This window comes from Paenibacillus sp. NPDC058898 (genome assembly GCF_049316025.1).
Taxonomy (GTDB): Bacteria; Bacillota; Bacilli; order Paenibacillales; family Paenibacillaceae; genus Paenibacillus_AQ.
Genome location: NZ_JBMOSM010000012.1, coordinates 130,389 through 152,321 on the forward strand (window position 1 = coordinate 130,389; position 21,933 = coordinate 152,321).

Consider the following 21,933-nt stretch of genomic DNA (forward strand, 5'->3'; position numbering starts at 1 on the left):
CCAATGCTAGCAATACATTTCTTTATGAATAATAATTGGTAAGAGCAACGCGGGACGGCTTGCCGGATCGAATTGAAAAAAGACGGTAAGCGCGGAGCCCTGATGGGTAATACATAATAAGAATTAGACCGGTTCACCGGATCATTCATTAGACAAAGGAGTGGATCACATGACAGCAGGACAGGAACTGATATTTTACATAGGAACCTATGGTTCGGAGGAAGAGAATCGAATTCATTGGGGGGCGATGGATCGAGGTACGGGCGAGCTGCGTATCTTAGGTGGTACGGCTGGAATAGAAAACCCTACCTATCTGGATTTCGATGATTCGATCTCTGTATTGTATGCAGCGAGCGAGAAGGGCGAAAGCGATGTGTCGGCTTATTCGGCCAATCTGGTCACCGGTGAATTAACGCTGCTGAACGTTCAGTCTACCGGCTCGTCCGGTGCATGTCATGTATCCCGTACATCGGACGGGAAGTATCTGCTTACGACAGGGTATAGTGATGGACATATATCGGTGCTGGCATTAGAAGAAGACGGCCGGGTTGGAGAGCTGGCCTCCAAGATCAAGCACAGCGGACGCGGTCTTCACGATGACCGTCAATCCGAAGCGCATCCGCATTCAATATTTGAAGACCCCGTCAGCAAGTATATCGTGGTCAGTGACTTGGGCATGGATGATGTGAACCTGTATCGGCTGGAGGAAGGCAAGCTGGTGACCCACCGCGAGATCAGTTTGCCGCCAGGCTCGGGTCCGAGGCATGTGTCTTTTCATCCATCAGGCAAGTGGGTGTATGGCACGAACGAGCTGAACAGCACGGTAACGGCTTACGCAAACGATGGAACATTTGGAGATTTGAAAATATTGCAGCACATATCGACCTTACCAGAAGACGTCGTGATGGATAACAACACATCTGCCCATCTGCTGGTATCTCCATGTGGTCGTTATCTGTACGCCTCCAACCGGGGCCATGACAGCATCGTTCAATATGTAATCGACCAGGAGACCGGTATGCTCCGTGCCGTCAACTGGGTGTCTTCCGGTGGTAAAACGCCGCGCCACTTCAATATCATGCCGGACGGCTTCCTGCTAACGGCGAATCAGGACAATGGTTTGATCGCAAGTTATCGGATCGATCCGGACACGGGCAATCTGGTTTCTACGGGTTATACACTAGAAGTTACGCGCCCGGTATGCATCTGTCCCGTGGAGAAGGCGAAAGCTAATAAACGTTAACGTATATAAAGAAGAAGCAGCTCGAAGACCCGAAAATGGGACTTGAGCTGCTTCTTTTGTTAAGCGTCCTGCGGGTAGCACTGGACTAGAACGCGGTGTTCAATCTCCAACTAGCGAGTAAGCTGGCTGCAAGGTTATAGGAATTCATTGGTTTAAAGATTCATTCCATGAATCATTAATGCGCAAAGATATGATTGCCGATCTGCAGCACTTGCGGTCTGGACCAGATCCATTTGCTGGTTGCTGTTTTCGGATTGAAATAATAAAGGGATTCATAAGTCGGATCCCAGCCGCGAACGGCATCCAATGCGGCAAGATAGGCAGCCCGGTTCGGAGTCAACCAGTATTGTCCGTCATCTACGGCTGTAAAGGCCCCTTTTTGAAAGACGACGCCCCGAATATCATTCGGAAATTCGCTGGATTGAATGCGGTTCATGACAACAGCCCCGACGGCAACTTGTCCTTTGTAAGGCTCACCGCGGGCTTCGCTATAAATGACTCTGGCCATGACATCCATTTCGGATTGATTTAACGTATATTTTTTCAGCTGTCTCCAGGTTTGTGCGCCGGTAACTCCATCGGCTGGCACACCGTATTCTTTTTGGAAACGGGTAACGGCTGTTTTCGTGTTTGCCCCATATTTGCCATCCAGCGGCTGCGTGTAGAAGTCCAGCGTTTTCAGGCGATATTGAAGCTCCCAGACATCCCCGTTTTCATTGCCAGGCTTTAACACCGGAGCTGCCTCCGTCGTTTGGGCAAATGCAGGCATGAACAGAAGAATACTAAGGAAAAGAGCAGAAATTATTTTTCGATTTGGCTTTCTTATGGTGATCAACTCCCTTTGGGGTAGAATTATAAGGTTGGAAGCGGGTTCATACAACCATCAGTAAATGGAAATCCGCGTCGTGACTGCGTTCGTTGCACCAAAAATGGTTCCATGGTCCGTGTGGTCCTAAACTTGAAATTTTTTGAAAAAAGGTTTGACAGCAGGAGAGGGACTTATTACAATAGCAACATAACATACTAAACAGGTAGGAATTATAATGTATTGTTCTCACCGTATCGACGGAGGAACGCTCGAAGACTAAGAGCAGGCACGGTTTGCAAACCGGCTTGACTCTGTTCTGATGAGCTTTCCTCCGTCTTTTTTTGCCATACGGCCTGTTTAGTAGAGAATAATAGGGGGAGTGATCCATATGAAAAAGGTGTTGAAGCAAGGGGTTCTCATCGGATTAACAGTGATGCTGACGGCGGCACTTACAGCTTGCGGTGCAGAGAAAACAGAGACAGTCGCAACCGCCAATGGAGACGCGCCTGCTTCGGGTTCAAGCAAGCCGAGCGTGGAACTGCTCAATGTTTCTTACGATCCGACCCGAGAGTTATATGACCAATACAATAAAGCGTTCGCAGCGCATTGGGAGAAGGAACAAGGCCAGAAGGTAACATTTAAGCAATCGCACGGAGGTTCAGGCAAGCAAAGCCGTTCGGTTATCGACGGTTTGGAGGCGGATGTGGTGACACTGGCCCTCGGATACGATATCGATGCGATCCGTCAGGCCGGATTGATCAATGAAGGCTGGGAGAGCAAGTTTGAGCATAACAGTGCGCCTTATACCTCAACCATCGTTTTTCTCGTCCGCAAAGGCAACCCGAAAGGCATCAAGGATTGGCCGGACCTGATCAAGGAGGGCGTGGAGGTGATCACGCCGAACCCACAGACCTCCGGCGGTGCTCGGTGGAACTACCTGGCGGCGTGGGGGTACGCACTCAAGGTTAACAATAACGATGAAGCGAAGGCACAGGAATTTGTGAAAGAACTGTTCACCCACGTACCGGTGCTGGACAGCGGAGCCCGCGGTGCGACAACCACTTTTGTAGAACGCGGAATCGGGGACGTGCTGTTGGCTTGGGAGAATGAAGCTTATCTCTCGATTAACGAGCTGGGACCCGACAAATTCGAGATCGTGAATCCGTCCGTCAGTATTTTGGCGGAGCCTCCGGTTGCCGTCGTGGATAAGAACGTTGACAAACGTGGGACCCGCGAGGTAGCGGAAGCCTACCTGCAATATCTATACAGTGAAGAGGGGCAGACGATTGCGGCTGAGAACTACTACCGTCCAACGCTTACCAGCGTGGCTGACAAGTACAAGGAGAAATTCCCGGCTATCGAATTGTTTACGCTCAAGGATGTGTTTGGAACATGGGAAGAGACACAAACGAAGCATTTCAATGACGGCGGCATCTTTAATCAGATTTACGTGCCAGGCAGCTGATCGGCATAACCGCCGAAGGCAGGAAAGGATGAGTGGATATGGCAGTACTCCCCGTACAGAAGCAAAGCAGAAACAATCGCAGCGTACTCCCGGGTTTTGGAATCGGCATGGGACTGACCGTCCTTTATATGAGCTTGGTTGTGCTCGTGCCGCTGTCGGCGCTGCTTCTCAATCAAACCGGACTAACCTGGGAGAAGTTCTGGTCGGTTGCAACCGATCCGAGGGTACTGGCCTCCTACCGGGTTAGTCTGACGACAGCGGCGCTGGCCGCATTCGCGGATACGATATTGGGGCTGCTGCTGGCTTGGGTGCTGGTGCGGTATGATTTCCCCGGCAAAAAATTGTGGGATGCCCTGATCGATTTGCCCTTCGCCCTGCCAACGGCAGTAGCGGGGGTGGCTTTAACCGCGATCTATTCCGCTAACGGCTGGATTGGATCGCTGCTGGAGCCGCTGGGGATCAAGGCGGCATTTTCTCCCTTAGGCATCACGCTGGCCCTCATGTTCATCGGCATACCGTTCGTTGTGCGGACGGTACAGCCGGTGCTGGAGGACGCGGAGCGGGATACGGAAGAGGCGGCTGCAACGCTCGGGGCACGCCGATGGCGCACGTTTTGCACCATCATTCTGCCGACCTTGATTCCGCCGCTGCTGACCGGATTTGCGCTTGCTTTTGCCAGGGGCATCGGTGAATATGGCTCCGTGGTTTTCATATCGGGGAATATGCCGATGAAGACGGAGATTGCGCCGCTGTTAATCATGACGAAGCTGGAGCAGTTTGATTATGCCGGCGCGACGGCGGTTGCCTTGATCTTGCTGCTCATCTCTTTCGCACTGCTGCTCGGCATCAATATACTACAACATTGGACACGGAAAACCGCCCGTTAAGGAGGGGATAATAATGGCTGGAACTGTACCTGCCGCTCCTGCAGCGAAACGAAACACGCCGTCCTCTCTGGCGGCAACGGAGAAGCCGTGGGTGAAATGGACATTCATAAGCTTGGCTGGGCTTGTGCTGCTGTGGCTTATTGTGCTGCCTCTGATTACGGTGATGTCGGAGGCGCTTAAGAAGGGCTGGGAGGTCTATGTAGCCGCCTTATCCGATCCTGATGCTCTGTCTGCGCTTCAGCTGACTTTACTGGTGGCGGCTATTGCGGTACCGCTGAATTCGATATTCGGCGTTATTGCAGCATGGACCATAACGAAGTTTCGTTTTAAAGGCAAAAATCTGTTGATTACGCTGCTGGATCTGCCGTTTGCGGTATCGCCTGTGATCGGAGGTTTAATCTTCGTGCTGATCTTCGGGCGGCAGGGATGGTTTGGCCCTTGGCTTGAAAGCCATGATATCAAGATTATTTTTGCCGTGCCCGGCATTGTTCTGGCTACATTATTTGTCACGTTTCCCTTTGTGGCAAAGGAACTGATCCCGCTGATGGAAGACCAAGGGACGAAGGAAGAGGAGGCGGCAGTAACGCTGGGCGCCAAGGGCTGGCAAATATTCTGGAGGGTCACCCTGCCCAATATTAAGTGGGGGTTATTGTACGGCATCATATTGTGTAACGCCAGAGCCATGGGCGAGTTTGGGGCCGTATCCGTTGTATCCGGCCATATCCGCGGCGAGACCAATACGCTGCCCCTTCATGTCGAAATTTTGTACAATGAGTATCAGTTTTCGGCATCGTTCGCGGTGGCCTCATTATTGCTGTTATTAGCCGTCGTAACCCTGCTGCTGAAAAATTGGTTTACGCGAAAAAATGCCCATTGACAGTCGTTTCCAACCCATGCTAATGTTAATTCATACTATGTAGGTTGGAAAAGAATGAATAATGCACGCGTGCAGGTAAAATGTCACTTCGACTTGTGGGGATGAGTAAATATATTTGGGCTTTGCCCGGTGAGGAGGCGTATCCATGGCTAAACCTTTAAAAGTGGATGAAATGTGGCTCGAACGCATAGCCAGCCTGCTGAACGACATGGAATTCGGTTCGCTGCAAATTGTAGTGCATGAGGGTCAAATCGTTCAGATGGAACGAACGGAGCGCAAGCGTTTTGAGAATACGGCCTCCGGAGCGGTCAAGACGTCAGGACCGCCCCGGGCATCTGGCCAACAACGAAGAACGAATGCAAGATGATCCCTAAAGGGTTATCGAGTACCGAGAGAAGAATTTCCTTAGATGCCATAAGCACACTTTACCCAGTAGACTTTGGGGAACACCCTGAGTGTTAACCGATGTAGACTATAGGAGTGTGCTTCGGTAATCATACGGGAATTCTTTTTTTTGTATGAACACAGGGATCCAGGATTGTGGTAGGTAAGAGCGTAATATCGGGTAATGACTGCCTGCCGCACAAGGATTGCGAAGATATAATAACAGCCCGGCCGTTGAATTCGGCACGGGCTGTATCTCGTAATATTCATGTCGTTGCTATCTTATCTGGATCGCAGAGGGCTGTTAGTGATCTCTGGATCGCAGGAACCTCCCGTCTCATTAAGAGGGTCATTCTCTCCCGTAGGATGAAGGAATTGTTCCATTAGTTCCGGGTGTCCGGCATAGGGCCGTTCACGGCGCTTGCGGGTGGCTGTAACCCGGAAACCCGCCAGATACAGCAAGCATTGGGTAGCCAAAACGTATGGTGAGGCCTCGTTCCAGATCAGATTAAACAGGGCTGAAGCTACAATCAGCAGATGCAGTATGGTATAGATCACACCATGCGTTCTTCTTCTGGAATCCATCAATAGTCGGTAGAAGGAGATTGTGGCAATCATGTTGGAGAGCCATAAACACCATACCTCGGGGTTTGTCCAGGCAGGGGATTGCCTTAGTTCCTGGACGAGAATCGTCGTCCATAGGATCGCGGCACCCAGTGAAAGGGCAGGTACGGCAGGTTTCAAGAGCAGCCACAATCCCATACCCCAACCGGGTTTCTCGAGCCGCCCAACCAGTTCGTCGCGCTCCTTCATAAGTCTGTTGATCTCGCGGTCCAGCAGTTTGTGAAGCGTTGTTAATCTGGATTCATCACGATCGCTAAGAAAGGTATCAATCTGTTCGTGGAGCTCCCGCGTCAACAGGTCAGCGGATTTGCATTCCTGCAGAAGCCGGATCAACAGGTCGTCGGGGACAGCCGTTCGGGTCGGTCGATTGATGAGGGTTCCCAGTGGTCCGGCCAGTCTGGTATAAATCGTCAAGGATTGACGAATGCGAGCGAGTGAATCCTTCCGTGCACCCAATAGCCGGGATGCACTGTATATGTACAGGCCCGAAAATATTGCAGTGGCAAGAAGCACGGCCACGAGCGTGTCCAGTGAGCCCAAGATATCAACCATCCATTCCGTAAGGGACAAGCGGACCCCTCCTTCAATATTCTACCTTTCACTATTGCACAACAAGGGAGGGATTTCAAGCCGATTCGGTAACAGGCAGCTAGGGAGAGCATAGGGGGTTGCGTATAACGTTACGTCATATCCTATAGTCATCTTAGGAGGGGATTGAAGTGAAACGAAAAAAAGGATGGGTGATCTTAGGTAGCATTCTCATTGCGATACTAGCTATACTGACGGTAATAGGCTTTCTATTCAGAGATGACGGGTCGTTAAGCGGTTTTGTTACAGAGGATGGGCAGAAGGAATATGCGGTGGCTTATGATGAGGCGATGAATCACTTACCAGAACCGGTTGAATCGATTAAGGTTAATACCGATTTTGGCGTGGTGCAGCTCTACAAGTTCCGGGAGAGCGATACACCGCATAAAACACCCTTGTTGCTGCTTCCCGGAAAAGGATCTGCTACACCCATGTGGGAGGCCAATCTAAGCGGTTTTTTAGAACACCGGCCTGTATATACCCTTGATTTGATAGGAGAGCCGGGTTTAAGCACAGAAACCAGACGGATTGAAACTGCTGCGGACCAAGCAGCATGGTTAGGGCAAGTGCTGGATCAGCTGCCGGAATCAGAGATCCACCTGTTAGGGCTGTCGTTCGGCGGGTGGAGTGCGGCGAATGTGGCGCTCAAGCATCCTGAGAAGATTCAATCGCTCATATTGCTGGACCCTGTCTATGTGTTTGGCCCCATTCCACTGAAAATGATACTGGTATCCATTCCGGCGTCTGTGCCCATGGTGCCCAAACCGATCCGGGAGAAAATGCTCAGCTATATATCCGGCGGGGCTGAAGTTGATGACAGCGACCCGACCGCCAAATTAATCGAAACCGGTATGCGGACATTCAAGAGCAAGCTGCCCATGCCGGAAGCCATCAAGCCTGAACGATTAGCTGAGCTGACGATACCGGTGCTCGGTATTTTAGCTGGACAATCGACGATGCACCATGCTGAAAAGTCGTATCAAACGGGGATGGATTCCCTGAAAGACCCTAATAGCGAGATGGTCGTATTTGAAGATGCCTCGCATGCAATTAACGGGGAATACCCTAAAGAGTTACAGGAAACGATAGAAGCTTTTTTAGCAAAAATCGAGTAAGGGACGGGAAGGGATGGGTTCATGGGAAGAAAATATTCCGTAAAAGAAATCAGTCAATTGTCGGGAATAACTCCGCGAACCATTCAGTATTACGATAATGAAGGGATTCTTAATGCGGAGCGAGATGAGCTGGGGCATAGAGTATATTATGATAAACAGTTGTATGTACTTGAACAGATTATGTTCTATAGAGCCATCGGTTTCTCTATAAGAAGGATCAAAGAACAATTGATCGTGGGCACCGAGGAGCAGGATATCGAGAACATTCTAGATTACCAGGCATCGGTCCTCTATTCACAGAAAGAGAGTATCCAGGCCAAGCTTGACGGATTGCATGTCGCAAAGGAAATGATGAAAGAAGGTTACAACGTACCCTGGGAGCTGTTAGCCCATCTCATGCGTTCGTTGAATGAGGTCGATATGTCGGCTTGGAAAGAATACGAATTTTCGGAGGAAGACTGGCGGCTATTTCAAAAGGTATTTAACTCTGAGCAGGCGGCATTGGATTTTTACAATACGTTCCGAAAAATATCGCTGCAAGCTGCAGCTTATAAGGCTTCAAACGTTCCGATCGAGTCCCGTTTAGCCAGGACCTTGGCCCAAGAATGGCATCGGATGGTTCAACGTGTGACACATGGCGATGAACAGATTCATGCTGCCTTCTTAGCAGTCGATAGAAATCGGGATCAATGGAACGCTGGAGAGCGTCAGCTTGTAATGGAAGCAGAACAATATTTGCAGGAGGTCTTGAAGCGCTATCCTGATCGTGAATGAGCTGCATTGCAGCTCGGGTTCTGCTTCCTATGCAGGAAGCTTAAATCGTATTCTACTGATTACATGGCTAATCGGTTTTTTTCTTGGCAAACAATTTTTCCCCAAGGCAACATAAGAGACCGAGCCGCATATAGTATATGAATAAGACGGTAGCATCGAAAGAGAGGGAGGGGCCGGGGTGAAGGAAGTGCAGGTAAAAAAAGCGCCGCTGCAACGCGCGAAATTGACGGTCGGTTATGTACTGCTTCTCATGTTGACGGTTTAAGAGCAATCAGGCCTTTACCCGGGTGGAGAGGATGAGTTCCTTCATCTAAAAATATAAAGATGGCGCCAGAGGAAACACCCTCTTGAAACGCCATCTTTTTTATTCCTACTATGAAATAATCGCGATGTTATCGATCGGAGTCATGTAATGCCTTCCAGTACCTGTAGTCATGAATGGCGAACCCGGAGAACGAAGGGTGCTTCTCCGCTTTGATACATACTTTGGACAACTGCTCTTCCATATAGGACGTGCCTTCCTCAAAAAAGGTAATATAAGCTCCCTCATTGCTCGATTTGGTCTCTACGGCAATCAGGGCTTCCTTGCCAAGTTCATCGGCTTCCTTAAGCTCGGCAGCAGCGACGCTGTAAATGTTGTCTGCCTGATCACGATAGGCCATAATGACAACCTGGTCGAACTGCTGGATCATCCACCGACTGATCGACATCGACTGATCCGGCAGCTGGTAGCCATGCAGCCAGAATGTCATGTCAGAACCGATGGGTAGATTCATTGTGTGCGCTTCATGGACCAGATAGCGGACGCTCGCTTGCCATTGCTTTACCAAGGAGGGCTGGTTTGTTTTCCACTCGGCCAGCACATGTGGTTCGATATCGACATGAATGCCGGTGAAGCGCTCATTCGGAGCAGCGGAAGCCTGATATGCAGCGATCCATTGAATGAAAGTTTCTAATCGATGACGCTCCGTTTCCAGCGCCCAGTTAGGCGCGCCGCCAAGGGCATGAACCTCGATCCCCTGTTCACCTGCTTGGCGGATAAAGCTGCGGTAATATTCGGGCCGAACATCACGGTTCATCTGCAGATAGAGCACATTTACGCCTTGACTGGTGGCGAAATTCAGAATGTCATCAGCCGAATCTTGAATCTGCGGGGTATCCCAGAACCAGGTTGCCTTCTGGCGGGATGCGGCTGCAGCCGCATCAGGCTGAAGGGAGAAGCTGCTTAGCAGCAGACTGCTTGCGAGACAGAGGGCCAGCAAGTGGACGTATTTTATTTTCATTGTATGGATAATCTCCTTTACATTACGATAACGTCATAGAAAAACGACAAATTCCAGCAAACACACGACCTTAGTAATGCGAATTAAGTCATTATGCAATATATATATATTCATAAAAATGCATCTATGTATTCTATCGGTGAAAATAATATTGTGATACATAGGTCTAAAGATCTATTGTTTTGAGGAAAAATGAACGAGTGGAGTTTGAAGAGGTCTGTAAGGGGATAAGTAAATAGGAGGTGCGACACCCCGGAACGGCTATAGTTGGCACTAGGTGTTTATAATACTACTTAAGATTCAGTAAAGAGCCATTCATCACCAGGGGTGATATAGTATAATTTCTAAGCGAAGGAGCGATGAACATGAAGGTAGCATTAATTGGAGCAAGCGGAACGATCGGGAGACGAATTACGGAGGAAGCGCTGCGCCGGGGGCACGAAGTCATGGCGGTATTGCGTAATCCGGATCGATTGGATTCAGAGCATGAACGATTAAAGAAAGTCAAAGCGGATGTCATGGATCCTTCATCATTAGAAGAGGCGATTCAAGGGCATGATGCTGTCATTAGCGCTTTTGGTCCGAAGTTCGGCCAGGAAGAGGAGCTCGTTGCAGCCGCACGCACGATTGTAGAGGGAACGAGACGCGGCGGCGTTACCCGTCTATTGATCGTTGGCGGTGCTGGCAGCTTGATTGCCGATAGCGGCGTACCGCTTATGGACACCCCGGAATTTCCGGAGGAGATCAGGCCGCTTGCCCGTGCGCATGCGGATGCTTACGACCTGTATAAGGAAAGCGATCTGGAATGGACGTATGTCAGTCCGGCGGCGATCATCGAGCCGGGGAAACGCACCGGACAGTTCCGGATCGGCATGGATCGCCTGGTGACCGATGATAGTGGAAGCAGCCGAATTTCGGTTGAAGATTTCGCGGTAGCCGTGATCGACGAGCTGGATGATCCGCAGTTTATTCAGTCCCGTTTTACTGTTGCTTATTAATAGAGGGGTATCCTGAGTCGACGGAACGTTTGTGTAGGATATATCGAAGCAAAGGGGAGAGCTTTTGATGTATGTTGTAACGTCTGAACAGATGAGGGCACTCGACAACCATACGATTCATCGAATTGGTATTCCGGCGATTGCGCTGATGGAGAATGCGGGTAAGGCGATTGCCGAGGAAGTTCTGAAGCTGTGCCTAGAGCGTGATAGAGTGAACTGCTCCCTTTACACTGCAGGTGCTGTGACCGCAGGAAAGTCTCGGTCATTCATACGGGATGATGGGTGGCAAGAACGGCTCTCATTACCGGAGCATTCGGAAGTGGCGGAGGCTCCTACCGGGAATGATCATGCTCTGGTGATGAGCCGCCCGTCGCCTGTCATCGACGGAGAGGCTCGATTGCCCACCGCGCTTGCAGCGCAGCAGCACTGGCTCATTCTGGTGGGCAAAGGCAATAACGGCGGCGACGGGGTGGTCGCTGCCCGGCATTTGCGTGACGCCGGTATGCGCGTCACGCTGCTCTATGCCGCCGAGCCGTCCGCGCTTGCCGGCGAGGCGGCGGTGCAGCGGGATGCCGCGGCAGCGCTCGGCATCCCGGCTCTGGTCCACGGCCATGAAGCCGTGGACTACGGCGCGTACACCGGCATCGTGGACGCGCTGCTCGGCACGGGCGCGACCGGCGCGCCCCGCGGCGCTTACGCCGCGCTGATCCAGGCCGCCAATGACAGCGGCCTGCCAATTGTGTCCGCGGATATTCCGAGCGGACTGGACGCCGATACCGGCGCGCGGCACGAGCCGTGCATCTCGTCCGCGGTGACGGTATGCCTCGCCTTCTTGAAGCGAGGCCTGGTGCAGTACCCCGGCGCCGAAGCGGCAGGCCGGGTGGTGGTCCGCTCCATCGGCATCCCGGCATCGCTGTGCCGGGAGCAGGGCGTCAGCACGCATCTGCTCACCCCGCATGTGCTTCGGACCGAGCTGGGTGCGGACGTGTCCCGCTACCGCTCGCCGGACGGGCATAAGGGCACCTACGGTCACGTCCTGACCGTAGGGGGAAGCCGTACGATGAGCGGCGCAGGCCTGCTCGCTTCCCGGGCAGCGCTTCGCGCGGGCTGCGGCTTGGTGACCTGGGCGCTCCCTGCAAGCCTGGTGCTGCCGCTGAGCGGAGCCGCGCCCGAGGTGATGCTCGCACCCGCCACAGGCGAAGAGAGCGGTGGCTACTGGAATGAGGCCTCTGCGGAACGGGTGCTGGAACTCGCCAAAACCCGTGATGTGCTGGCCGTAGGTCCGGGGCTTGGCCGCTTTGACGGAGATGCCAGGTGGCTCCGCCGTTTGTGGGAAGAATGGGAAGGGCCGCTAGTGGTGGATGCCGATGCGCTAAATATGCTGTCCGCAGCCGGTGATTTCAGCACCTGGGAGCCGCGCGGTGCGGCAACGGTGCTGACCCCACATCCGGGGGAGATGTCCCGGATGCTGGATATCCCCACCGCCGAGCTGCAGCAGGACCGGATCGGTGCCGCCGCAGGGTTTGCGACCGAGCACGGGGTTACCCTCGTGCTCAAGGGGGCGCATACCGTCGTGGCTTCGCCGGACGGACAAGCCTACATCAACCCAACCGGCACCTCCGGCATGGCGACCGGAGGCACCGGGGACGTGCTGACCGGCATCATTGCCAGCCTGCTGGCGCAAGGATATGCCGGTCCGTCTGCAGCCGCGCTTGGCGTGTGGCTGCACGGCCGTGCCGGCGAGCGAGCCGCGCGGCATCGGGGACATCCTGCCTCGGTCATCGCCGGGGATGTCATCGCAGCACTTTGAAGCGAAGAGCAAGGGAAGGGCCCTCGGAGGGCCCTTTTTGCATGGAAGGAAGCTATGGGCACATGAATCAGATCACCCAGCACAAGAGGGGAACGGCCAAGGCAAAGAACGGGGTGGCCAGAGAATTGCTGGAGAACGTATGCTTTCCCCACAAGAAGAGCAGCAGTGTCAAGGCTCCCGCTGCTGCGCGAAGCCAGAGCTGCTCCGGATTCCCGCCTGTGGATAAGGCGAAGAACAGAAAACCGACCGCTCCGTACACGGCGGCTTGTTTACCCTTATGCAGCGAAGGCAGGAACGAGAGAATGGCATCCGCTGCAAGAGACGCGGTCAGCGCGTAACCGTATACCCAGTGCTCTTGCGGCATATAGAGGCCTAACCATTCCGAAGCTTGATCAGCGCTGGAAGGCCACACCCAATCAAGCAGGCTCAGCAGCAGCACAACGATGCCGGCACTGGCGAGCTTGTTTAATGCATAAAACCCCATGTCCATCCGGGCAGACCGTTTGGGAATTTCGGTGTTCATTGTACACATCCTCTGCTCGTTATTCATAGAATTCTCAGATGCTTGCGGCATCCATGCTAGCTGGTTACCATCTGCCCTCCGTTGACGTGAATAGCCTGACCCGTGACAAAAGATGAGCAGATGGATGACGCCAGGTAAACATAGGCGGGTGCCAGCTCGTAGGGCTGTGCGGCCCGCTTCATCGGTGATTTCGTTCCGAATACGGCGACCTCTTCAGCGGAGAAGCTGGATGGGATGAGCGGCGTCCAGACTGAGCCCGGAGCGACGGAATTGACGCGGATGCCTTGATCGACCAGCGAAAGGGCCAGGGATCGGGTAAGGGAAACAATGGCGCCTTTGGTTGAGGAATAGTCGATGAGCTCCTTTAAACCGTCATAGGCGGTAATGGAGGCCGTGTTGATGATCGACGCCCCGGATTTCATGTGGGGCAGCGCTGCCTGGATCATGAAGAAGAAGGGAAAGATATTCGTTTGATAGGTGTGATGGAGCTGTTCTTCCGTGATGTCCAAGATGCTGCGCTGCACATACTGGACGCCATGGTTGTTCACGAGAACATCCAGCTTGCCGAAGCAGGCTATCGTTTCGTTAACCACGGCTTCGCAGTTTTTTTTGTATCGCAGATCAATCTTCATTAAGAGGCATCGTCTGCCGAACGATTCAATCCGTTGTTTCGTCACCTCCGCATCCGAAGTCTCATATAAGTATGGGATGACCAGATCGGCACCTTCCTTGGCGAAGGCAATGGCGGCCGCTTTGCCGATACCGCTGTCTCCCCCAGTCACAATAGCGATTTTGCCATCCAGTTTACCGCTGCCTCGGTACGCGGGATCTTCGCTGATCGGACGCGGAGACATTAGACTCTCCAGGCCCGGCTGGCAGTTTTGATGCTGTGGAGGGAAAGCGAGGGGCTGTTCCTTGCATTCTGTTTTGGAGCCAACGTAGGGAATGGGTTGTTGGGGATTCATTTCATTCCTCCTTTTAGGTTGTTATCGTTGAACGTCGATGCTTTATCTCTATGCATTCGCCTAGTCCGGGGTGCCGTTTGTGAACAGAATAGGTGAAAGGTCGTGCTTTTACGTGTCGGCGCTATTGGGAATGGATGAAGAAGAGTGGCGAGGAATTGATCGCGGAATAGCGATCCAGCACCGCTTTCGCTGCATCGCTATGAAGTATATGAACGGGATCATCACATTACCCAGGAAGTTCGGGGAGGAAATGAGCGTAGTGGTTCGCGAAATGCCAAGGTTCAATTGCCGGTGCTGCTGCATTGACAAAAGCGCGGACACATTGATACGATGATATTAATTCTGACAAATTTGCTCTGATTTATATTGGTAAACGTCGGATTTAAGAGCGACTGCTTATGGAAGACTTTGCGGTTCTTTGTAAAGTCCTCCTTTTCTAAAATGTTGGCTATGGCCGTCTGACTTTAAGTCGAGAGGATCTTACATAGCGATCGTATGAATGGATGAGATGGCGACACTATAAGATAAGCCGAGGTGAATGATTATGGCGAAAGCTGTTATTATTAACGGGAGTCCCACAGCCGGATCCCGATTGAATGCGATTATGGAGTATGCGGAGCAGGCATTGACTGCTGCGAATTTCGAGGTTAGCCGAATCGACGTGGCTGGGCTCCCGCCTGAGGATTTGATTCATACCAAGTTTGAGAGTGAACATATTGTCAAAGCGAACGGGCTTGTGGCCGAGGCTGATGCCGTGATTGTGGCAAGTCCGGTTTATAAAGCTTCGTTTACGGGCGTTCTGAAAACATTTTTAGACCTGATTCCGCAAAAAGGATTGGCCGGAAAAATCGTACTTCCGATGTTCATCGGCGGCAGTCTCGCGCATCTGCTGGCGATTGATTATTCGCTTAAGCCCGTGCTTTCTTCGATCGGAGCCCGTCATATTCTAGGAGGCGTGTACGCGGTGGATGCCCAAGTGGCACGTACTGAAGAGGGCGGATTCGATGTAGCGGAAGTGCTCCAGGAACGTTTGGCCTCCGCAATGGAGGAGTTAATTGAAGAAACCCGTTACCGGGCAGAACGTGTTTAAGAATGCCCGAGTGAACGACAGGGATATAAAACCGATAGAGATCATATGGAGGGATACCATTTGCAAAAGCTAGTGTTTTTTGTCGGCGTGGCCGGTACAGGCAAGACAACCGTAGCCAAGAAGCTTGCAGTCCGTATACCGGCTGCATTTCTCGATCGCGATACGGTGGGGGGACGCTTTGTTGAAAAATTCCTGGAAAGTAACGGACTGGATCCGAACGATCGCGACTCTTCCTTTTATAAAGAGAACCTGCGTGATCTGGAATATGACACGACCAAGGACATTTGCATCGAGAACCTGGGTGCCGGACAAAATGTCTTTATGATTTCTCCGTTTACCGCCGAGCTCAAGAATCGCGAATGGATTGAAGAAGTCATCGCATCGGCTGGATTAACGAAGAGCGACGTTGACGTGAAGGTCATTGTGGTCGCCCTCAAAGACATGGATTTGCAGAAGGAACGGATCGTTGACCGACAGACCGAGCGGGATCAGTGGAAACTGGATCATTGGGACGACTTCAAGAAGCGCGTCGATTTCGTTCCGGAAGTGAACTGGGACATTCCTCAGACGTCCATTAAGGTATTCGATAACAGCGGCGATCTGACGGAAGAGAAGGTCGAGGAGCTCTATCAATTTATCGTAAGCGAATAGCATATCGGAACTACCGCATTCGATATAATATAAAAAAGTGCGTCATTCCAGGTGCCGGTGAGCCCTGTGATGGCGCATTTTTTGAGTATCGATGAGGCAACAAACAACTCCAGGGAATGCCCTCCTGTTTACGCGTAGGCGCAAACAGGCTGCTCATATTCAATCTTCAGGGAAACGTCCCATGCTTATACTCAGATATAGGGGCTCTGGTCCTAATTGGAACCACTGCTGGAATGTTATATAGTAGACTAGAATTATAGGCTTCATAAATCAAGGAGGGAAAGCGCTTGGATAACGCTGCTATGCTTGCCTATCTGCGAAGCGTTGTGTTAATGAGGGACCGTGTCCCGTCATTTCATGAATATCCTTTTAATTTGCCGGCGGTTGCGGCTTTGGACGGACTCCATTTTCATCCGAAGGTCACTTATATCGTGGGCGAGAATGGTATGGGCAAATCCACGCTGCTGGAGGCGATTGCCACGGCCCTCGGGTTTAATCCGGAAGGAGGGACGATGAACTTCTCGTTCTCAACCGAGGAGACGCATTCCAAGCTTCATGAATATATACGAACTGTCCGAGGTGTACGCAAACCGCGTGACGGGTTTTTCTTTCGGGCGGAGAGCTATTATAACGTCGCGACGAATATCGACCAGTTGGATGCTGAAGAGTGCCTCGGCCGTCCTCCCATCAAAGATTCCTACGGCGGCAAATCGCTTCACCAGCAGTCGCACGGAGAATCGTTTTTTGCCACCTTTTTGCACCGGTTTTGGGGGAATGGCCTGTATATCATGGACGAGCCGGAAGCGGCGTTGTCCCCATTTCGCCAAATGGCGCTGCTCAGACGCATCCATGACCTGGTCCAGGAAGATTCGCAGTTTATTATTTCCACGCATTCGCCGATTGTTATGGCCTATCCCGATTCCGTCATCTATAAGCTGACTTCCGAAGGGGGGGAAGAGTCGAGTTTGGAGGAAACGGATCATTATATGATTACGAAGGAATTTGTGAATCGCCGGGAAGCGATGCTCCATGAATTGTTTGCAGACGATGAAGAATAGCCATATATCGAGTGTGAAGGGTTCCGAAGGCGTTAGTTGGCCTTACCGGGCCCCTTTTTTGTATAGCAGCGGGGATTTAGACTAGGCGAATCGTTATGAAGGGCATACCATGGGGAGTTTTTCTGGAAGGGTGTCTTCTTTAGGGATTCAGGCGGCTCAAATCCCCGCAGTAAACTTCGAATAACCTAAGTAGTTTAGTGATAAAACATGAATTAAAAGGGAAATTCGGAAATGAAAACATGAAAATGATGTTTACAAGTTAGAATCGTTGAACTAAAATAAGATCGAGGTGAAATGCTCTGGAGAACGGAAGAGAAGCAAGCGTGGAGAGACTCATGGATATGTACCGTGAGTTATCGGATAAAATGACGAGGCATCGCGTCGTATCTTTTTTGAATCACTTGAGAAAGAACGATTTAACGATGAATCAATATAAGATTTTAAGTTTGATCGAGCAGCAGGGTCCGCTGCTTCCCAACCGGTTGGCTGAGCATATGGAGCTTAAGGCTGCAACAATCACGTATTTGGTAGACGCTCTGGGACAGCGGGGATTGGTGGTTCGAACGCCCAATCCCAGTGATGGACGAAGCCATTATGTCAATCTTACGGCAGAAGGCCGGCAGCTTGTGCTCGATGCGCGCAGCGAGGGGGATTATGCCGTCATGGAATCCTTCAAGCAGCTGGATGAGGATGAGGCGGATAACCTGTATATTTTACTGCGATTGCTTGGCAAAAAGTTATTTCCATAACCCTAGGACTGTACTCTTCGAATCCCGCCTCCAGCTCTGTTAATCAGATCCGGGCGGGGTTACTTTGTTTAGGAGGCTTCATGTGAATACACAAGATAAATCTTCATTTTGGCTTATTATGAGCGCTATCTTTTTCGGTAACTTTCTGGCGGTGCTCAGCATCACCACCATCAACGTGGCCTTTCCGGTTGTGATGGAGCAGTTCGATGCCACGCTGAGCACAACCCAATGGCTGATGGCCGGGTACCTGCTCGCCACGGGAATTGTGGCTCCCATCGTAGGCTACATGGGGGACCAGCTCAGTTATAAGAGGCTGTTTGTCCTGGCATTGATGGGTTTTACACTCTCGTCGCTATTATGCGTCGTAGCCTGGAATATCGAGACCTTGATTGCGTTCCGGATTACGCAAGGTGTGTTCGGCGGGATGATTATCCCGATTACGATGACGATCATCTACCAGGTATTTCCCAGGGAACGGCAAGCCTATGCCATGGGGCTATGGAGCCTGGCCTCCATGCTGGCACCGGTGATTGGGCCGACACTTGGCGGATGGCTGGTGCAATATTTTGGCTGGAAATCGATTTTCATTCTAAATATTCCGATCGGCCTGATCTCGATTGTCATCGTAAGCAAATTCATTCCTTTTTACCGACTGACCGGGAAGAAATCGTTTGATTTCCTCGGATTCTTGACAGTGGTGGCAGGCAGTTCTCTTTTGTTGCTTTCCTTCAGCCATGGTAACGACTGGGGTTGGGGATCCTGGAAGACCCTGTCTCTACTCATCTCCGGAGTCTTACTGCTGCTGTTCTTCGTTAAGTGGGAGCTGCGGATTTCATCCCCGTTATTGCAGCTTAAAGTATTCAAATTCCCCCGATTCCGGTACAGCTTGATCCTGAACTGCATCGTGACAATATCCCTGTATACGGGAACCTTGCTGGTGCCGCTCTATTTGCAGACTGTGCTGAAGCTGTCCCCGATGGATACCGGCCTGATCATGCTGCCGGGCGCGATTGTCATGGCAGCAGCGTCGCCACTTATCGGTAAATTTTATGATCGGATCGGCCCATTCCGGCTGGTGATCACGGGAGTTCTCATCATTGTGGCAGCCACGCTCGCTTTCAGCGGAATCGGTACCAACACCTCGGTTATGTACATTTCCTTGCTGCAGCTGGTTCGCTGCCTTGGCATTGCTTTATGCAATATGCCGTTAACGAACGCAGCAATGAGTGCGGTGTCCAGCGAATATTCAGGTCACGCATCGTCCATCACGAACTGGGCACGACAAGGGCTTGCTTCATTATCGATCGGCATATTCAGCGCACTGGTGGTATCCAGAACATCCTATTACATGGGAGCGGGGGCTTCGACCCAGCGTGCCGCAACAACGATGGGCATTGATGATGTGTTTATGATCGGAACGATGGTGGCTGTTATTGCCATACCTCTTACATTTTTGTTACGGGTCAAAAAGAAAAAATCGGTCCACCCTGTCGCCCTCTGACCCAGCGTTCATCGGCCATACTGGAGAAGATGATCCTTCGGGCTGTTGAAGCTTAGCGCAAGACAGGGTAACTCGAAAGGTATCAAGCGATTGAACGGGGTTGGTTGAACTGCATCATTGGCGTCATGCACAACCTCAAGTTATAGTCAAATAGGACGTTAACCGATGAGAGGGCAGCTGAAGGGCTGCTCTCTTTTTTTGCCTTGCACCCTCCAATGGATTGGACGAATTATGACAATGCTGTTCTTTTATTGAATTCGCGGTCTGTGGTAGGGTGAAGTATACGAATGTGCAGGTGGTAGGAGGAGCTTATGGAATTTATACGGAAGCTGTGGATTTTCGGTTATCAGCAGGCCTTGTCCTGCATATTTCCAGTGATTATCTTCGGCGCGCTGGGACTGACCAAGGTGATTGAAATTCCCGGTTTGGCGCGGTATGATCTCATCCTTCTCATATGTGTACTGTCACAAATCGGGATGTTGGTGAGCAAGCTGGAGACATGGGATGAGCTGAAGGTCATCTGTGTCTTTCATATCATCGGTTTGATGCTGGAGCTGTATAAAGTGCATATGGGCTCATGGTCTTACCCGGAGGAGGGCTGGAGCAAAATCGGCGGAGTCCCGCTGTACAGCGGCTTTATGTACGCCAGTGTAGCCAGTTATATATGCCAGGCATGGCGCCGAATGAATTTGCGCATCACCGGCTGGCCGCTGCCTGTGCTGACTGTGCTGATCAGCGCAGCGATCTATGCCAACTTCTTTACCCATCACTACGTGTGGGATGCACGCTGGCTTCTCACGGCATTGTTGTTCGTGGTTTTTGGCAGAACCATGGTGTATTTCGATGTGGACGGAAAAACCCTACGAATGCCGCTGGTGCTGTCGTTTCTGCTGATTGGCTTTTTCATCTGGATCGCTGAGAATATTTCTACGTTTCTTGGAGCTTGGACCTATCCGGGTCAGGAGCGGACATGGAGCCTTGTGCATATCGGCAAAATCAGCTCGTGGTTTCTGCTGGTGGTGATCAGTGTCATTATTGTGGCTCAGCTGAAGCATCTGAAACAAGGCAGAGGACCGGCCAAAGACAATCCGAAGGGAACGGTCATGTAAATCCAGTTTAGCGAATTTGACCATTCATTCGAAATCATGTATCCTATGGCTAATTAAGGTATGGAAGACTAACGTTGCGACTCGAGCTGTAAGGCGAGGGATTTTTTATGAACATAGATGTTTGGAACAGATGAACCGCGCGAAGCAGAAGGGAGGAGTATTCACATGAAAAAAAGATCATTGGCGTCTTTGGCAAAAGGCATGGGATACTCCACCGCTGTTTTCTTTGATCCGTCCGATAATGGGAGAAGTGTGTCCAAAATCGGATATTCAGCGATCAAGGATCCTTCCATTCGGTAACCGGATGAGGATGCAGTGGAATTGAACACCACAGGTCGCTTGCTTGTGGTTGCATAGATCGGCATGTACACCACAGGTGCGCTGTGGTGTTTTTTTGTGTTTCTAATGCTTCAAACAAAGGAGAGGATACCATGTTTATGCAAGGGAAACAGATTTATGTCAAGTCGGTAGAGGAATCGGATGTAGAGGCACTGCTGAAGCTCGAGAAGGATAACCGGGATTTTTTTCAGCGGTTTACGGGCTTAAGGGAAGAGAGCTTCTACACCCATCAGTGTCAGCTTGAGCGGATCCGAAAGGCCATGGAAGTCAGCAAGGCAGATCAAGGGTATGTTTATGTGATTGGACTGCAGGACACCGGAGCGATTATCGGCGAGATTATGCTGACCGAAGTGGTGCGGGGGAATCTGCAGAGCTGCTGGATCGGTTACTTTTTGGACCAAGACCACAACGGAAAGGGCTATATGACCGAAGCGGTTCAATTGATTGTGAAGTTTGCCTTTCAGGAATTGAAGTTTCACCGAATTGAGGCGGGTGTGATGCCGCACAACCTGGGCTCGATCCAAGTGCTTTTGAAAGCTGGATTCCATAAAGAAGGCATTGCCCGGAAAAACGTGAAAATCAACGGGACATGGGAAGACCATCAGACGCTGGCTATTTTGAATGAAGCCGATGAGGAACAGCCGTCTCCAATTCAGCGGTACAATCCGCCAGGTATCGCCCCGCCGATCGGGCCTTATACCCATGTAACCAAGGTTCCGAGAGGGGCTGAGCTGTTGGTCTTCTCCGGTCAGGTGGGAACCGATAGGGAGGGGAACTTGCCGGAAGATATGAAGCAGCAGGTGGAGAATACCTTGGCGAACATTGAGAGGTTATTGGCAACGGAAGCGATGTCGGCGGATCATATCGTCAAAATCAACATTTGGGCGGTTCAGGAGGTCGACTGGGATCACTTCCACCAGGTATGGGAGAAATTCCACGGGGGGAAGGCGCCGGCTATGACGATGGCCTACGTACCGGCACTGGCGATGCCGTCCATTCAGGTAGAGATCGAGGTATGGGCAGCGAAGGGGTAAAACGACCAGGAGGCTAGATCGAATCTTCAGCTCCTTGGTTTATTCAACAAAATTAGCT

Annotated in this window: 22 protein-coding genes; 17 read left to right on the forward strand and 5 right to left on the reverse strand. The window is 51.4% G+C overall.

The window, feature by feature from the left end:
* Positions 1–169: 169 nt before the first annotated feature.
* The gene (locus ACOZB4_RS26305; RefSeq protein ID WP_339270039.1) at positions 170–1,243 is read left to right on the forward strand and encodes a lactonase family protein; all 1,074 of its coding nucleotides are present in this window, start codon (positions 170–172) and stop codon (positions 1,241–1,243) included.
* Between the two features lie 175 nt (positions 1,244–1,418).
* On the opposite strand, the gene sleB is transcribed toward ACOZB4_RS26305, so the two are convergent.
* The gene (gene sleB / locus ACOZB4_RS26310; protein ID WP_076322264.1) at positions 1,419–2,078 is read right to left on the reverse strand and encodes a spore cortex-lytic enzyme; all 660 of its coding nucleotides are present in this window, start codon (positions 2,076–2,078) and stop codon (positions 1,419–1,421) included.
* A 361-nt stretch (positions 2,079–2,439) separates the two neighbouring features.
* Here sleB and ACOZB4_RS26315 point away from each other — a divergent pair, with 361 nt between their 5' ends.
* The 4 genes from ACOZB4_RS26315 (at position 2,440) to ACOZB4_RS26330 (ending at position 5,647) form a co-directional block, all read left to right on the forward strand.
* Positions 2,440–3,516: a sulfate ABC transporter substrate-binding protein gene (locus tag ACOZB4_RS26315; RefSeq protein WP_379410745.1), complete on the forward strand. Its 1,077-nt coding sequence runs from the start codon at positions 2,440–2,442 to the stop codon at positions 3,514–3,516.
* Between the two features lie 38 nt (positions 3,517–3,554).
* Entirely contained in the window at positions 3,555–4,403 is an 849-nt protein-coding gene (gene cysT, locus ACOZB4_RS26320; protein ID WP_339270044.1) for a sulfate ABC transporter permease subunit CysT, read from the forward strand.
* A 13-nt stretch (positions 4,404–4,416) separates the two neighbouring features.
* Positions 4,417–5,280 (forward strand): sulfate ABC transporter permease subunit CysW, encoded by an 864-nt coding sequence (cysW, locus tag ACOZB4_RS26325; RefSeq protein WP_379410741.1) that lies wholly within the window; start codon positions 4,417–4,419, stop codon positions 5,278–5,280.
* Positions 5,281–5,425: 145 nt separating this feature from the next.
* Positions 5,426–5,647, forward strand: coding sequence for a YezD family protein (locus tag ACOZB4_RS26330; RefSeq protein WP_100540014.1), 222 nt, complete (start codon positions 5,426–5,428; stop codon positions 5,645–5,647).
* A gap of 299 nt (positions 5,648–5,946) precedes the next feature.
* Here ACOZB4_RS26330 and ACOZB4_RS26335 read toward each other — a convergent pair whose 3' ends face one another.
* A complete protein-coding gene (locus ACOZB4_RS26335) occupies positions 5,947–6,858 on the reverse strand; it encodes a hypothetical protein (protein WP_076322259.1) in 912 nt (303 codons plus the stop codon).
* Positions 6,859–7,007: 149 nt separating this feature from the next.
* Between ACOZB4_RS26335 and ACOZB4_RS26340 the strand changes: the two genes are divergently transcribed.
* Positions 7,008–7,991, forward strand: coding sequence for an alpha/beta fold hydrolase (locus ACOZB4_RS26340; protein WP_379410735.1), 984 nt, complete (start codon positions 7,008–7,010; stop codon positions 7,989–7,991).
* 21 nt (positions 7,992–8,012) lie between these two features.
* Positions 8,013–8,765, forward strand: a complete 753-nt coding sequence (locus ACOZB4_RS26345; RefSeq protein WP_379410731.1) for a MerR family transcriptional regulator — start codon at positions 8,013–8,015, stop codon at positions 8,763–8,765.
* 392 nt (positions 8,766–9,157) lie between these two features.
* On the opposite strand, the gene ACOZB4_RS26350 is transcribed toward ACOZB4_RS26345, so the two are convergent.
* A complete protein-coding gene (locus ACOZB4_RS26350; protein ID WP_379410728.1) occupies positions 9,158–10,048 on the reverse strand; it encodes a hypothetical protein in 891 nt (296 codons plus the stop codon).
* A gap of 365 nt (positions 10,049–10,413) precedes the next feature.
* Between ACOZB4_RS26350 and ACOZB4_RS26355 the strand changes: the two genes are divergently transcribed.
* On the forward strand, positions 10,414–11,046 hold the full coding sequence (locus tag ACOZB4_RS26355) for an NAD(P)-dependent oxidoreductase (protein ID WP_076322255.1): 633 nt from the start codon (positions 10,414–10,416) through the stop codon (positions 11,044–11,046).
* A 67-nt stretch (positions 11,047–11,113) separates the two neighbouring features.
* Complete coding sequence (locus tag ACOZB4_RS26360; RefSeq protein WP_379410724.1) at positions 11,114–12,856, forward strand: NAD(P)H-hydrate dehydratase; 1,743 nt, start codon at positions 11,114–11,116, stop codon at positions 12,854–12,856.
* Between the two features lie 67 nt (positions 12,857–12,923).
* Here ACOZB4_RS26360 and ACOZB4_RS26365 read toward each other — a convergent pair whose 3' ends face one another.
* Positions 12,924–13,379 carry a hypothetical protein gene (locus ACOZB4_RS26365; RefSeq protein WP_076322252.1) on the reverse strand — a complete coding sequence of 152 codons (456 nt, stop codon included), beginning with the start codon at positions 13,377–13,379 and terminating at the stop codon, positions 12,924–12,926.
* Between the two features lie 56 nt (positions 13,380–13,435).
* Positions 13,436–14,344, reverse strand: a complete 909-nt coding sequence (locus ACOZB4_RS26370; RefSeq protein ID WP_379410720.1) for an SDR family oxidoreductase — start codon at positions 14,342–14,344, stop codon at positions 13,436–13,438.
* Positions 14,345–14,888: 544 nt separating this feature from the next.
* On the opposite strand from ACOZB4_RS26370, the gene ssuE reads away from it, so the two are divergent.
* The 8 genes from ssuE (at position 14,889) to ACOZB4_RS26410 (ending at position 21,875) form a co-directional block, all read left to right on the forward strand.
* Positions 14,889–15,434 (forward strand): NADPH-dependent FMN reductase, encoded by a 546-nt coding sequence (gene ssuE / locus ACOZB4_RS26375; protein ID WP_379410717.1) that lies wholly within the window; start codon positions 14,889–14,891, stop codon positions 15,432–15,434.
* Between the two features lie 60 nt (positions 15,435–15,494).
* On the forward strand, positions 15,495–16,085 hold the full coding sequence (locus ACOZB4_RS26380; protein ID WP_339270065.1) for an AAA family ATPase: 591 nt from the start codon (positions 15,495–15,497) through the stop codon (positions 16,083–16,085).
* A gap of 287 nt (positions 16,086–16,372) precedes the next feature.
* A complete protein-coding gene (locus ACOZB4_RS26385) occupies positions 16,373–17,143 on the forward strand; it encodes an AAA family ATPase (protein WP_379410712.1) in 771 nt (256 codons plus the stop codon).
* A 335-nt stretch (positions 17,144–17,478) separates the two neighbouring features.
* The gene (locus tag ACOZB4_RS26390; RefSeq protein ID WP_098741772.1) at positions 17,479–17,892 is read left to right on the forward strand and encodes a MarR family winged helix-turn-helix transcriptional regulator; all 414 of its coding nucleotides are present in this window, start codon (positions 17,479–17,481) and stop codon (positions 17,890–17,892) included.
* 82 nt (positions 17,893–17,974) lie between these two features.
* On the forward strand, positions 17,975–19,393 hold the full coding sequence (locus ACOZB4_RS26395; protein ID WP_076322248.1) for an MDR family MFS transporter: 1,419 nt from the start codon (positions 17,975–17,977) through the stop codon (positions 19,391–19,393).
* A gap of 311 nt (positions 19,394–19,704) precedes the next feature.
* Complete coding sequence (locus ACOZB4_RS26400; protein WP_379410704.1) at positions 19,705–20,502, forward strand: DUF817 domain-containing protein; 798 nt, start codon at positions 19,705–19,707, stop codon at positions 20,500–20,502.
* 165 nt (positions 20,503–20,667) lie between these two features.
* The gene (locus ACOZB4_RS26405; protein WP_272914349.1) at positions 20,668–20,802 is read left to right on the forward strand and encodes a hypothetical protein; all 135 of its coding nucleotides are present in this window, start codon (positions 20,668–20,670) and stop codon (positions 20,800–20,802) included.
* 131 nt (positions 20,803–20,933) lie between these two features.
* Entirely contained in the window at positions 20,934–21,875 is a 942-nt protein-coding gene (locus ACOZB4_RS26410; protein ID WP_379410701.1) for a GNAT family N-acetyltransferase, read from the forward strand.
* The last annotated feature ends 58 nt before the right edge of the window (positions 21,876–21,933 follow it).